Origin of the sequence: Endozoicomonas sp. YOMI1 (genome assembly GCF_024606345.1) — a bacterium.
Classification (GTDB): domain Bacteria; phylum Pseudomonadota; class Gammaproteobacteria; order Pseudomonadales; family Endozoicomonadaceae; genus Endozoicomonas.
Genome location: NZ_JAHHPM010000514.1, coordinates 1 through 14,946 on the forward strand (window position 1 = coordinate 1; position 14,946 = coordinate 14,946).

Here is a 14,946-nt window from a genome sequence, read left to right on the forward strand (position 1 = left end):
CTGGGGATAGCGCGCTTTAAGGAACAATGTTGCCTGAGGGGCTTGGCGTTGAATGACCAGCAGGTCACACCGGATGCAGTGGTTAAGGATTTCCCGGATAGTCCGGTGGGTAAACTGGGGATAGCCCGCTTCAAAGCGGAATGCTGCCTGAGAGGCCTGCTGTTGAATGGCCTGCAATTCACCCCGGATGAAGTGATTAAGGCTTTCCCGGATAGTTCAGAGGGCAAACTGGGGAAAGTCCGCTTTAAGGAACAATGTTGCCTGCGGGGCCTGTCGTTGAATCGCCAGCTGGTCACACCGGATGCGGTGGTTAGGGGTTATCAGGCCGCCAGAGCAACACTGGAGCCAGTGCGCTTCAAAGCGGAATGTTGCCTGAGAGGCTTGCCGTTGAATGACCAAGTGATCGCGCCGGATGAGGTGGTTAGGGATTTGCAGGCCGCCAAAGCAACATTGGAGCTGGCGCGCTTTAAGGAACAATGTTGCCTGAAGGGCTTGGCGTTGAATGGCCAGCTGGTCACACCGGATGCGGTGGTTAAGGATTTCCCGGATAGTCCGGATGGCAAACTGGGGATAGCACGCTTCAAAGCGGAATGTTGCCTGAGGGGTTTGACGTTGAATCGCCAGCTGGTCACACGGGATGCGGTGGTAAAGGATTTCCCGGACAGCCGGGAAGGCAAACTGGGGATAGCGCGCTTCAAAGCAGAATATTGCCTGAGGGGCCTGGCGTTGAATGGCCAGCAGATCACACCGGATACGGTGGTGAGGGATTATGAGGCCGCTAAAGCAACACTGGAGCTAGCACGCTTTAAAGAGCAATGTTGCCTGAGGGGCCTGCCGTTGAAGGGCCAGCTGGTCACACCGGAAGCGGTGGTTAAAGATTACCTGAACAGCCAGGAAGGCAAACTGGGGATAGCGCGCTTCAAAGCGGAATGCTGCCTGAAGGGCCTGCCGCTGAATGGCCAGCAGATCTTACCGAATGAGGTGGTTAAGGATTACCCGGATAGTCCGGAAGGTAAACTGGGGATAGCGCGCTTCAAAGCGGAATGCTGCCTGAGAGGCCTGCTATTGAATGGCCAGCAAGTCACGCCGGATGCGGTGGTTAAGGATTTCCCGGATAGTCAGGAAGGCAAACTGGGAATAGCACGTTTTAAGGAACAATGCTGCCTGAGGGGCCTGCCATTGAATGGTCAGCAGGTCACACCGGAGACGGTGGTAAAGGATTTCCCGGATAGTCCGGAAGGCAAACTGGGGATAGCGCGCTTCAAAGCGGAATGTTCCCTGAGGGGCCTGGCATTAAATGGTCAGCAGATCACACCGGATGCCGTAGTTAAGGATTATGAACGCGGTGGCTGGTTGCTCGAAAAAGCTATTTTTTACTCGCAACTGGCATTGAGTGCAACAGAATTGAATGGCAACTATCTGGATAATAAGGAAGTATTAGCAGCGTTTAATAAAGTACCCGGGGATTACTCTTCAAGGAAAACCAGATATCTGATGCAAAGGCTGAAACAGTTTCAGTGGTACGATGAAACCAACGAAGCCCAGGATATTTTTCAAGAGGCCTGGCAAATCTTAGACCACGTATCGGTCAAAGACGATGAGCAACATCGACTGCAATGTCTATTGAAATACATGGCTATGCAGCATGAGCTGCCAATTAATCATCAGAGCGTGTCAGCAGAACAGGTATTGCAATCCATCAAAACACTGAGGCGATCATTTCAGAACTCACGCCTGCATTTCTTCTTCCTGGCACACTGCTACATCACCAGCCAGTGGATTAATGGACGACAAATCCATAAGTATCAGGTTCTGGAGAGCCTTCAGAGTTTTCCTGAATGAAGCAGGCTGCGCCATGCCTTAGGCTACTGGTTTAAACAATACAGCTGCGAAGCCAATATAATGGATCAGTTACTGTTTCAACGGGAAGCGGTATCCGTTGCCAATCCTGACAGGGAATGCCGGGATAAAACAGAAAATACGTGCACCTCTCAGACAGTTACCGCCTATGTGGCGCAGGTTCTGAAGCAATGGTCAAGCAGGCCGGGTTTCGCGGACAATCCGGTTCTGCGGTTAAATGCGCTTACACTAAAAACACTGGAGGTTATACAGGAAATCAATGGTCTTTATGGCAAGCCCCACATTCTGATTACCGGTTCATACGCGCGCTTTTTACAGAACCTCTGCACATCATTCAATGATATTGACATTATCTGCGCGAACAAAGAGTCAGCCAGAACACTTATTGAAAAACTGCAGGCATTTAACAGCGCCAAAGATTCAGAAATCCCCAAAAGCGTCACCATCTGGCCTATCCCGGGATGTCAGGCCATCAAACTGCCAAACACTTACAATATTCAGCTTAAAGACGGTGATTTGGGGATGAAAGCAATGGGGCTTCAGGTCAGTGTTGACGCCAGGACAGCCCGTGGAAATACAGAACAATTGGCCGTTCACGTTCCAGGCGTTGAGAGGCCGGTAAGGTGTTTGTCGTTTGCGCAAGAAACCCGATTACTGAACGATACGCTGGAATACCTCGCTGACCACCTTGATCCGCTGACAGAGCAATTGCAAAAAGACTCGGTATTTCACATACCACGAACCATTCTTTTTAATTTACCTCAAAACTCCGATGAACGTATTTATGGTTTGCTTATGCGCTCCCTGCTTACCTTGAATAAAGCCAGGCAGTTTCTCGTTCTGCACGTTGACGGCAAACCCGAAAAACCTGACTGCCAGCCTGATCTGCTTCGCGAACAACAACGCCTCCATGCCCTTACTGAGAATCTTAAAATGAAATTGACCAGCCATGTTTGCTGCAATGACTTTGAAATCAGAGTCAACAGCTGGCTATCGACCACTGCGCATGTTAATGATTACGAGATCAAGAGGAAGGATTTTATCAAAGCACTGCTTGCGATGCTGCATCCTGAATAAGGCTAAAAAGTTTGCTGTTGCTAAACAGTCACCCATTGCAAAAACTCAGAAGATGGGAACACCTGAAAACCTTACAGGATAACGCAATAACTTTCTTCTTTTCCCTTCCCTGCCCCGGCAGTGATCAGGGCTTGCAGGCAGTCGGTGTTATTTTCCAGGGCAGCGACCCACAGCGGGGTGGCTCCATTTGTCGTCAAGGGGGCGTCGAGCTCCGCTCCAGCAGTAATCAGGGCTTGCACGCAGGCGGTGCTATTGGACCGGACAGCGATGTGCAGCGAGGTGACACCATCCACAGTCCGGGCGGTGTCGAGCCCCGCCCCGCCCTTGGTCAGGTGCTCGACGACCTCCTTGTGACCTTTCGCAGTTGCCAACATCAAGGCAGTGAAACCCTTCCCTACAACGGCGACATTGACATTGACTCCTTCTGCCAGTGACTTAATCACCTTTTTCGAATCTCCCTCAGAACAGGCATTAAAAAACGCCCGATCAGGGAAAAATTTATCCGGATAAGATTCATTGGTGTTTTCATTCACCACAGGCATCGGGTTTTGTCGGCATATCGCGCACCGGCGTAAGCCGATGGGCCGTTCAACAAAATCCCTGGCAATACAGTCCAGATGGAAGCGGTGGCCACATTGGGTTTTGACAACCACAGGCGCTACAGCACGGTCATGGAAATCATAATAACAAATAGGACAGGGATCATCCTCCGGCAGTGCCTCAGCGTCCATGGAGAAAAGGGAAAGAAAGCGAGCGATGGCATCCATAGGCAGAACATGCGAATTAATAAATGAGCAATACAGGTGAGACAGGAAAACAATACGATAATTCGGCTATATGGCTATGAAGTTTGCCGTTGCTAAATTAATAACTCATTGCAAAAACTCAGAAGATGGGAATACCAGGACAGCCGGGTTTTATGGATAACACAACATCTTTTTTGTTCCGTTAAGGATAAATCCGTATAGAAAATGAGTAATTCAGGTTAGACTCAAAAACTCCCCGCACTCCTGCACCAGCTCCCAAATACGGGCCTTGCCCAAGCCCGGCTCTGCCGTCAGGAGATTAAGAGCTATCTTCGAGAGGTTGATGATTCCAAATTATCACCAGATGTATTGAACTATCCAATAGAACATGAATCTAACTGATCACTGATAATAACACCCTGATTAAAACAAAATTACCAGACTATTCTGTATACCCGTCTGCTTATTCATCAGCAAAACAACGAAATAAAAACCCATGCTTGCACCTGCACAATACTTTCAAACCTCAGGCACAATGACTTCCTCATCACCGATGACTGATAATTATGATCAGGTTGACAATTCAACAACCAAATGGATAACAGCCGAAAAACAAACCCAATATGACTGGGCAAAAACACTTTCAAAGCCCATTTTCCAAAGATTTATTAAACAAGCACAGGCGGCACGATTTATTGCCATGGGCTTATTACCATGGGAAAATTCATTAAAAGAAATCAGTACAATTTTAACCATCTGGGATACCCTGAAAAAACACATTCCCTACAGTCCTGATGATAAATTTATCGTTTTAGATGTGGGGTCTGGTCCATCACCAAAACTGGGGGCATGGATAGCTTTAAATACTGACTGGCCAGTACTGTCCATTGATCCGGTATTACAAACACCAAACTCAGTACTGCCTGACAATCTGACGCTGATCGCCAAGCCTGTTGAAGAGGTAAATCTATCAGGAAGATATGATCTGTCAGAATATCATGTGGTCGTTTTAATGATGCATGCCCATGTTTCAACGGATCAGGCATGCCTGCCTGTCGAGACTTGGAAACGGCTCTCATTGATCACTATTCCATGCTGCGACTTTTCCCCCAGGCAGAACGACATTCATAACATCCCCTTTGATTTTGAACTTGCAGCCAGAGATATGTTATCCATCCATAGCACTGTGCGGGTATGGTGCTCCAAATCCTTTCCTCTCACCCCGACACCACCATTGCAGAAAGAAAAATGTAATGGTAGTAAAGAGGTGAATGAAGTACCTCTGGCTCAGCAATACGCGGGAAAAAATATTCAGCATATAAAAGTGAATACTGCCAATGTATATACTCAGTATGACGACACTATTTACCATATTGATCGTTTTATAAATTACTGGAAAATATCACTACGTTCTCCCCAATATCCAATTTCTGAAGGTGTTTATAATAGAAACTGGTTATTCAGGAAAAGCAATATGATTAACTGGTTATCACGAGCCATTCATATTGAAGGAATTACAAAAGAAATACTGCCTGATAAAAACGCTGACAGAAAGAACACAGAGAATGTATCAGTCGTTATTGTCGAGGCAGGAAGAACCCCCCGTTTTGGCGCATGGCTGTCCAGCAAACTGAAGAAAGAAATGATATCTATATGCAAACCCTCTGATAGCAAACAACTTTCACCTCACTGGAAGGTGGGTGTTAATCTTGAAATATGCTGTCTTGAAGATTTTGATATTCAGAAAAAAAACTATCTGGTCATTGTTGTCAGCGATGAGTTTACACCGGATAGGATTGTGCCTTTATTTCATCGGGCAAATAAACTTTCAATGATATTTAATACCGGCTACCCATGCCATCGTCGTGGACAGGTCAAACCCGATGAAAGCCGACTGATTTGGGATGTCATATCGCCACTCAGAAGGTTTCATATCTGGCACTCAGTTCCTTTACCAGGTCGAACCTGAAGAACTCTCAATCCATTACCAGTATTGGAACTCTTCCCTTTATTTCTGGTCAAATATTGGACAATGATACAAAAATATTACTGAGAATCGGTATGATCCAATCAAAACCAGCACCATTGCCCCCCCTTGTGCATTTTAAAGCTGTATTAAAAGCGAACAGTGAAACAGAAAGAATGGTCAACAGTGACCTGTCTACCAAAATCCCCGATATTGAGTACCAACCTGCAAATCACCCTAAAAAAATCAAAGAATATAAGAACATTGAAAGTATTACGGAACCCTTGCTAACCAACAATACTGACAAGTTATTTGCTTGTATTGTTGAAAAAATCAATGAATTGATTAACAAGGATACTACTGGATTGATTCAGTATCTGAACGATGCCGACACTGTCAAAGAAATAAAATCACTGAATGCCGAAGAAAAATCAAAGCTCACCTGGATTCTATTTAAGGACCTTGACCGGCCTGATCTCCAATCAGCAATAGCCAGTCAAACCGGCCAATATCTAGTTTCCCGGCCAACGTCAGATCAGTTTATGGTGGGCTTCACAGGCAGTCTTATTGAAGATAGTGGGCTATTGAAGCAAGCAAAGGAGAACTCAGGGGCAAACTCCTGGCTGGATGTCTTTCGCGCGCAGAATGCATCACACCTGCCAGAAAGTTCTACCAGAAAATTATCGTTTCCTGTGGCCAGTGAAAATCAGGAGTACTTTGGGCTTGGTGGAGGCAAAGCAACAAAAAATATTGCCAAATCCTGTCCAATCTGCCGGATTCCACAGACGGTCCCCGGTGAGCACAATAAAATTTTCCATCCGGATGGTTTCGTGGAACTTGGGCCCAATCACAAACTCACCACACTTATTTATTCGAAAGATTTTTTAGCGTTCATGGCTGGCGATGAGTTAACTGCCGAGGAAAAAGCACGCCTGTTCCCACCGGCCCTGTGTCGCCTGTTTAATGAAAATGGCATGAATTTCTCTGCCTTCAGTGAGAGTGCCCTGATTTTACCAGAAGCATTTCTCAGTCCTGCGCTATGCCAGCATATTGATGCTTTACGAGACTTTGTCATCCAATATATTGCTGAAAACAAATTCAATGGTGTTGACTCTCCTGACAAACATAAAGCGCTTACCAGGTGTTACCGTTCGATGATAGAGTTCAGTACTCAAATACCGGTACTTGCCAGGGTCGGTGCTGAGATAGAAGCATTACTTAAAGTACAAAATATCCCAAAACCCATTGGCACAGTAGCGGATCGTTACTATGTCCAAAAATTTTCTGCTCCTATTCCATGGGAATCTATCCCGGACGATAAACTTGACACTCCCAAACGTCTGCTCGCCCTGAATATGTCGCAACGTCTCAAGACCTACTCTTTCCTTGCTGGCAATAATGGCACGAACCATGAACAGCGCTTTTTCCAACGGGAACAAATGCAGGGCATCGTTCGCAAAGCCATGAACAAAGTCTGTGCAGACAGCGGCAGCGATTTGCGCCCCGGCTCAGCGCCCATTTTTATTGGTTTTATTCCACCGTTCATTGCCAACGCTATTGCCAGACAGCACGGTTTTCTTGACAACAACTGGGCAGGTAGTTTTTTACACGGCAAATATTCTCACTCATTGGCACTCACCTGTCTGGCCAATCTCGCTAACCTGAATCAGACCCTGTTGAAAACCATCGTCGATGAGCATTTATGGACTATCATTCTCGATCAAAACCCATACAATCTCATTGATATAGAAACGGTATTACCGAACTTTCCATTTTTACGTGTTAACCCCAGAGCAGCAGTCGCTAACTTTGCCACTTCACCTTTTAAACATCAACAATTACTAACCACCGGGCAGCTCTCGGTCAACCTCAAAGACATAGCCAGAGTGATTTCAATTCACCCTGTCGAAGCACAGGGTGAATTACTGCAAACACTTGCCCGGCGTATGGGGATGGATGACACGTTGACATTGGATAAGCTGCAAGAGATAACCGAAAATATCCGGGTTCTTGAAATGGTGCTGTCAACCAAACACTTGAATTCAATGGAGGCGGTTTACAAAGTAGTTACAGCTTCCAAAGATTTACCAGAGGACTGGAAGCTTGGAAATCCTAAAGGACACCAAATTGGCAATATACCGCCCCCTGGTAGTATATTTGAAAAAATAAAAGTGAAAAAATATTTCCATAAAGATGGCTATCAGATTAAGGGAATCGTTATACGTGATAAGAAAAACATGTGTGATAATAAGCTTAAATTGAAGAATATAACGAATGAGGAGATGATTGAAAGTTGTGATGCTTTTATCGTCTTTCCACCGGACAGCAACACAAACAAAGTGATTGAATAAAATGTAACTACGCAAAATTTGATAACAGAGTATCAGGGCAGGCACTTCTCTAAAGCTTATAAGTAGTTGACCTGCCAATTTGAACACATTTGCGGTGGTTTAAAGGACCAACAAGCCAACGCCAATAAATATCACCACCAGCCAGAAAACAGAAAGCTGCAATGCACGAAGCAGAAAACAGCCAATCAGTACCAGTGCCATCGCCATTGCCGAATGCACCGCAGAGGTAAATACCGGCGAGTAAAGCGCAGAGAGCAGCAGCCCGACAACAGCAGCGTTAATACCGGCAATTGCCCCGGCAATCCGGGTCCGTCCGGCCAGAGCCTGCCAGGCAGGAAGCACACCGATCACCAGCAGAAAACCGGGCAGAAAGATAGCCAGCGTCGCCACCACCGCCCCCAGAACCGGAGTTGACTCAGAAGCAAAATATCCGAGATACGTGGCCAGGGTAAACATTGGGCCAGGTACCGCCTGGGCTGCGGCATAGCCGGTCAGGAAGGTATCGGTGCTGATCACGCCTTCCGTTGTGCTCTGCAGCAATGGCAAAACCACATGGCCACCGCCAAACACCATACTGCCAGCCTGATAGAAGTCACTGATCACGGCTGCCAGGGGCGAATAGCCAGCCAGCAGAGGCAGACCAAACAACAAAATGGCAAACAGAATAAGTGGCCAGAAAACCAAGCGGCACCTGGCCTGACTGTCATCATGAACCGGTAACCAGCGATAACCAATCAGAGCGGCTGCAATCAGAATAACCATCTGAACCAGTATGCCGGGAAACACCAGCAACAGTGCTGCACTGAAAATACACAGACTAATAGTCAACTGACTTTTACAGAAAGACCGGAACATCTGCACAGTGGCATCTGCCACCACGACAACGGCGAGCAGTTTCAAACCGGCAATAATCCCCTGATACCAGTCAGCAGACAGGAACAGCTGACTGCTCATGGCTACCGCCAGCAGAATCACAAAAGACGGTAAGGTAAAACCAAGAAACGCAGCAATGCCACCGGGCAATCCTGCCTTCCGGTAACCCAGGGCAAAGCCGATCTGGCTGGAACCGGGGCCTGGCAGGAACTGACTGAGGGCAATCAGTTGAGAATACTCAACATCCGTTAACCACTGGCGCTGCTCAACGAAGACATTGCGAAAATATCCGATATGGGCAGCCGGGCCGCCAAAGCTGGTCCAGCCCAGCAGAAAAAACCGCCAGAAAATGGTGAATAACTTAGCCACAGGCAACTTACCAGAAGATTAATAACGTTATTACCCGATGATAAACAGCTGTTGCTTATTATGTATATTGATTCTTTTGCTTGATCAAAAATCAATATTCCCAGGAGGCTGTCAATTGAATTTTCGGGCGAATATTGTGTCTGATCTAACACTCATGTCAGCTTCGAGTGACCAATTATGCAGCCCAATACCTTATCATCTCAAGGGATGACCAGTTTTGTTGAAGGACAGTCATCCAACACTGGCAAACCAGAGGATAGCCAACACCAGAGTGTGGCCTACGCCCGTAACGTCATTGCCGCTCACGGTCATTTACCCGCTCTCACCCACCCGGGGCATGGCAGCGAACATGCCGTTACCGGGGAGCGACCCGCAGATGATGCAGATACACCGCCAGACACCGGCTTAATCGCCCGGGTAATAACAGAAACCGAGGTGTTATCAGCCCGGAATGAGCCGTTGCCCCATTGCGGTATTAAGGTTATCACCGCTGGCAATTATCGACCCGATGCGCTCAGTAAACCGATTGGCAAGACTGTGGTCTGTGACGATTCTGACCTCCCTTGCGGGCACACCTACCAGCCATATTTCTGGCTATCCCGTTTTGCCCATCGTCTGCTGACTCCCACTATTGGGCAGTATGCAGGTATTCAGTTTTTGGTCATTAACCAATTGCGGATGTCAGAGGCCGAGGCCCGGCAAGACTTTCTGACGCGGTTTGAATACCGTCTGGTTGATTATGGATTTACCGGCCCTGACGCCTCTGGCGGGCCAGAAAAAAATTACGGCGTATTTGCCAGCACGCCGGTAGCAGAAGGAGATTTGCTTGGGATCTATTCGGGTATCGGGTATGTACTCAACAAACCGTCGTGGCTTAAGAAAAATCGCAATTGGCGACCTGAATATTTGCATCAGAAGTTTACTGAAGATATGCCAGATTTCATGAGTTACTGCCGAACCATGATGGCCGGTCTCAGAGGTAAAGAGCAAACGCAGCGCACGCTTTCGAAATACACTCAGGAAGGGGCGGTTAACGACCTCTTGAGCATGGTCGCCATTTTGCCGGACAACGAGCGTTATACGCCTATGCACTTTGTTAATTCCGCCAGCAGGACCGAAGATGTCAATACTTCTGTGGAGTTTATCGCTATCAATACCGGTTTTGGCAATTTTACGATCCCCGTCTCTATTGCCATCAAGGGAATTGCTGCCGGGCAGGAGTTATTGATGGATTACTACGTCGATCCTGATGGCCACCAAAAATCGTGCCTGGCGGGAACCGCGGCTGAGGAAAAAGCACGTTATAACAAGATTATGCAAAGCCGTCTTGGCATAGTCAGAAAACTCAGTGATGATGTGCCCGGGAAAACGCCGATATCACCGTTTGTTGCCGCACCGGCTTATTATGTGTCGGAAGAAGTCCGGAAACACGATCGGCGGTCAAGTCGCAAAAGAACATCACTCCCGCGACATTGACGCATTTCGCGGTTGAGGTCGTGAGTGCGGTGACCTTGTTTTTTTCGAGAGTAGCTTGCAATACCTTTTGCCACCATCAATAGCCCTTGGACGAGACTTTTCCGGCAGGTGCAGTACCCGCAACCACCTGCCGCTCACTTACGTCAGGCGTTGTATTTCAAGCGGTAACTATCAGCAACCATTCTCCTAGCCACGTCCCCTGGCCACATCACTGCCTCGTACCCCGAACACCGAATTCGGTAATCACATCGTTGACGATAAGAATCATTTTCAGTTCAATGATCGGTTATAAATTAGCACAATAGAACAAATTAAATTCATCGCGCTTTCTTCCTCAGCATGCCAATATCTTCCTGAACAAGCAGTCGCAGCAGGCAACGCAGAAAGCGATATGACAAGTATTAAACGCCCAGATTTCACGCAAAAGGCCGTTCATTGAAACTACTCTGGAAACTCCGGTTTATTCTGAAGGACTACTGGCAGCAATACCTGCTGGCCTTTATCTGTCTGCAGATTGTCTCTGTCCTGAACCTGTTGCCACCCTGGCTGATTGGCCATGTGATTGATGGCATAAAAGACAACAGCCTCACCAACCGGGAACTGGCCGGTTATGTTGCCGGGATACTGATTACGGGTATCGTCGTCTATGGCTTCCGATATATCTGGAGAGCCCAGCTGTACGGTGCTTCCATTGAGCTGATCCGTCAGCAGCGCAGCCGGTTGTTTGCCCATTTCACCCGGCTCTCTCCGGAGTTTTACCAGCACCATAGGACCGGGGACCTGATGGCCCATGCCACCAATGACCTCAATGCGGTTGAGGAGAGTGTCGGGGTCGGGATCATGACCCTGGTAGACTCCCTGATCGCCGGCTTTACCGTTCTGTTCGCCATGATATTCTTCGTCAGTGGTCAACTGACCCTGCTGGCGATGCTGCCTTTCCCGGTACTGGTCTGGGTGACCAAGCGCTACGGTGTGGCATTGTACTCACGCTTTGGTCGCTCTCAGGCCGCCTTTTCCAACCTGACCGAAGAAACCCGTGAATCCATTACCGGTATTCGTGCGGTCAAAGCACACCAGCTGACCGAACGGCAAACCCGGCGCTTTGAACAGCTGTCCATGGAGACGGTGGCAGCGAACACCAGCGTTGCCAGGGTCGATGCCCTGTTTGGCCCGAGTATCAGCCTGTTTTTTGGTCTCTCTTTTGTGCTGGCGCTGGTCGGTGGTGCCTGGCTGATCAGCCATGGTCAGCTGACGGTGGGCCTGTTAACCAGTTTCACCCTTTACCTGAGCCAGATGCTCGGGCCCATGCTGCAATTTGGCTGGCAGTTCAATGTCTTCCAACGCGGTAGTGCTTCCTGGGGGCGTCTGGAAAAACTGCTGTCCCGCCAGCCCAAAGTGAGTAATGCACCAAATGCACAACAGGCTTCAGACGACACCAGTCTTTCGATAAACATCCGGTCATTTAGTTATGACTCAGTTGCTGACCAGAAGCCAGTACTGCAGGGTATCTCTGCCGAGATACCGGCGGGCGCATTTATCGGGATTACCGGTCGTACCGGCAGCGGTAAAAGTACCCTGCTCCGGTTGATCCTGCGTGAATTTGATCTGCCCGAGGGCTCCTCCATCCAAATGGGCAATATTCCGCTGCCACAGCTGACCGTGGAATCCCTGCGGAAAAAACTGGCCTGGGTACCCCAGGAGCCCACGCTGTTCTCCGGCACCATCACCGACAACATTCGCTTCTCCACACCGGATGCCAGCCTGGAAGCCGTCGAACAAGCCGCAAAACTGGCGGCTATCGATGACGAGATCATGGGCTTTAAGGATGGCTACAACACCCTGCTGGGTGAGAACGGCATCAACCTGTCCGGAGGCCAGAAACAACGTCTGGCACTGGCCAGAGCCCTGCTGGCTGACAGTGAAATATTGCTGCTGGACGATGCTTTCAGTGCCCTGGATATGAAAACCGAAGCCCGTATTCTGAAAAATCTGATGACCATGAAAGGTAAGAAAACCATGATTCTGGTCACTCAGCGGCTACCCGAGCTGATTAAGGCGGACCATATTCTGGTACTGGATCGTGGTCGCATTATCGAGCAGGGCAACCATGAACAACTGCTCTCTAAAGGTAAAGAAGCCACCGACCAGCCTGAAGAGAATACCACCGAACACTGGTATGCAAAAATCTTCCGACAGCAGGCAAGAACCCTGCTGCAGCCACTGGAAGTGAAAACCGATGCCATGATCAAACGGTCCGATGTTGCCTGAGGAATAATGCAGTGATCGCAAACGACGAGAAAAAAACATCAGGCTACCGGGGACTGGCCAGGCTGGTTCGTTATGCCAAACCCTATCAATGGCCGTTTCTGGCTGCCTTTCTGATCCTGCTGCTGGCCACCAGCCTGGAGATGCTGGCGCCGTGGCTGATGAAGATCATTCTGGATGAACATATCGCCCCGGGAGTAAATGATACCGTCGGCCTTGCCATCATGGGTGCAGCCCTGTTTGGTACTTATCTGGGTTCGGCCATTCTACAATACATACAAAATGTGATGTTTCAGGAAAATGCCCTGAAGGTTATACACGACATCCGACTAATGCTGTTCATCCATGTACTGAAGCTGCCCATGGGCTATTTTGACAGCGAACCAACCGGCCGTCTGGTGTCCCGCATCACCAATGATTCAGAAGTACTGCGCCAGATGTTTGTGGGCGTGATTCCGGCGATTCTACAGGCCTTTTTCCGGGTTGTGGGCATCTTCATTGCCATGGCTCTACTGGATATCCGTCTGATGTTGATGACGGCGCTGCTGATTCCCGTCATGCTGCTGGCGATTCACCTCTACCAGAAAATCAGCCACCCCGTAATTCACGGAGTACGCAGCCAGCTGGCCAACATCAATACCCGCGTCAACGAATCCCTGAATGGTATGCGTATCATCCAGGCCATGGGACAGGAAGCGCACCTGCAGCAGCAGTTTGACCAGGACAATGAACAGTGGAGCCAGCTCAAGCGTAACAACATCAATATCGACAGTCTGCTGCTGATGCCTTTCACGCACCTGCTTAATGGTATTGCCCTGGCGGTTGTGGTGGGCTGGTTTGGCTACCGGTCCGGTTTTTCTCTGGTCGAAGTGGGTACGCTCTACGCCTTTATCAATTACCTTGGGCGATTCTTTGAACCTTTCCGGCAGATCACCATGCAGATGAGCAGCCTGCAACAGTCTCTGGTTGCCTCGGAAAGACTGTTCCAGGTATTGAGCGAAGAAACCGAAGACACTCATTATGGTCAGAGCAGTAGCCAGAATCAAAGCCCGGAGATCCGCAGCGGCAAACTGGCATTCAATAACGTAACACTGTCTTATGACTCGAAAAATCTGGCGCTGGATAATGTCAGCTTCACCGTCGAGCCGGGGCAGTTTGTCGCCATTGTCGGCCACAGTGGCAGTGGCAAGAGCTCGGTGATCAACCTGTTGATGCGCTTCTATCAACATCAGGAAGGCCAGATTCTGATCGATAACCAGCCTTTGTCCACCCTGCAGGAAGACACATTGCGTCAGGGTTTGGGCCTGGTATTCCAGGAGCCTTATATTTTCAGTGGTACGATGGCTGAGAATATCAGCCTGAACCATCACCAGATTACTGATGAGCACATTCAGACAGCTGCCAGAAAAGTGCACGCGGATCCATTCATCCGGAGGCTGGATGAAGGCTATGAACATAAACCCGGCCCTGGAGGCAAAGCACTGTCCACCGGGGAAAGGCAGCTACTGTCGTTTGCCAGAACCATTGCCCAGAATCCAAAAATTCTGCTGCTGGATGAAGCCACCGCCAATATCGACGGTGAAACAGAACACCGTATTAAAGAGGCGCTGATTACTCTGCGGGAAAACCGGACCACCATTGCCGTGGCTCACCGTCTGTCAACCATTCAGGATGCCGACCAGATTCTGGTGATGGATAAAGGAAAGATTGTTCAGCGTGGACCCCATGAGCAGCTGCTGCAGCAGGAAGGGCACTATCGCGACCTTTACCTGGCACAGCAAACTGAAGAGCAGCTGGGCACCACTCAACAGTCTGACCGGATGATGACCGTAGCCAGCGCCTGATGACCCGGCAAAAAACAGTTGAAATAAAAAGCAACGAACGCAACAAGCCCTGCTAGACATGGCTTGTGCAGGTCTTTTGGTCGCAATAATACAGTCATTTCCCTGTTTCCAGGGTGGTG

At 48.8% G+C, this 14,946-nt stretch carries 9 protein-coding genes; 7 read left to right on the forward strand and 2 right to left on the reverse strand.

The genetic code is table 11. The annotated features are described in order from the left end of the window. On the forward strand, nt 1–1,842 hold a 1,842-nt coding region (locus KDK15_RS18295; RefSeq protein WP_257296832.1), incomplete at its 5' end, for a hypothetical protein. Nucleotides 1,843–1,902: 60 nt separating this feature from the next. Then, nucleotides 1,903–2,937: a hypothetical protein gene (locus KDK15_RS18300; protein ID WP_257296833.1), complete on the forward strand. Its 1,035-nt coding sequence runs from the start codon at nt 1,903–1,905 to the stop codon at nt 2,935–2,937. A 71-nt stretch (nt 2,938–3,008) separates the two neighbouring features. Here KDK15_RS18300 and KDK15_RS18305 read toward each other — a convergent pair whose 3' ends face one another. After that, entirely contained in the window at nt 3,009–3,704 is a 696-nt protein-coding gene (locus KDK15_RS18305; RefSeq protein ID WP_257296834.1) for an ankyrin repeat domain-containing protein, read from the reverse strand. Between the two features lie 532 nt (nt 3,705–4,236). Between KDK15_RS18305 and KDK15_RS18310 the strand changes: the two genes are divergently transcribed. Both KDK15_RS18310 and KDK15_RS18315 read left to right on the forward strand, forming a co-directional pair. After that, nucleotides 4,237–5,652 carry a hypothetical protein gene (locus KDK15_RS18310; protein WP_257296835.1) on the forward strand — a complete coding sequence of 472 codons (1,416 nt, stop codon included), beginning with the start codon at nt 4,237–4,239 and terminating at the stop codon, nt 5,650–5,652. A gap of 92 nt (nt 5,653–5,744) precedes the next feature. Further along, nucleotides 5,745–8,000 (forward strand): hypothetical protein, encoded by a 2,256-nt coding sequence (locus KDK15_RS18315; RefSeq protein ID WP_257296836.1) that lies wholly within the window; start codon nt 5,745–5,747, stop codon nt 7,998–8,000. Between the two features lie 99 nt (nt 8,001–8,099). On the opposite strand, the gene chrA is transcribed toward KDK15_RS18315, so the two are convergent. Further along, nucleotides 8,100–9,242, reverse strand: a complete 1,143-nt coding sequence (gene chrA / locus KDK15_RS18320; protein WP_257296837.1) for a chromate efflux transporter — start codon at nt 9,240–9,242, stop codon at nt 8,100–8,102. Between the two features lie 177 nt (nt 9,243–9,419). On the opposite strand from chrA, the gene KDK15_RS18325 reads away from it, so the two are divergent. From KDK15_RS18325 to KDK15_RS18335, 3 genes are all read left to right on the forward strand, one after another. Further along, a complete protein-coding gene (locus KDK15_RS18325) occupies nt 9,420–10,718 on the forward strand; it encodes a hypothetical protein (RefSeq protein WP_257296838.1) in 1,299 nt (432 codons plus the stop codon). A gap of 435 nt (nt 10,719–11,153) precedes the next feature. After that, the gene (locus KDK15_RS18330) at nt 11,154–12,986 is read left to right on the forward strand and encodes an ABC transporter ATP-binding protein (RefSeq protein WP_257296839.1); all 1,833 of its coding nucleotides are present in this window, start codon (nt 11,154–11,156) and stop codon (nt 12,984–12,986) included. An 11-nt stretch (nt 12,987–12,997) separates the two neighbouring features. After that, nucleotides 12,998–14,827: an ABC transporter ATP-binding protein gene (locus KDK15_RS18335; protein WP_257296840.1), complete on the forward strand. Its 1,830-nt coding sequence runs from the start codon at nt 12,998–13,000 to the stop codon at nt 14,825–14,827. Nucleotides 14,828–14,946: the final 119 nt, after the last annotated feature.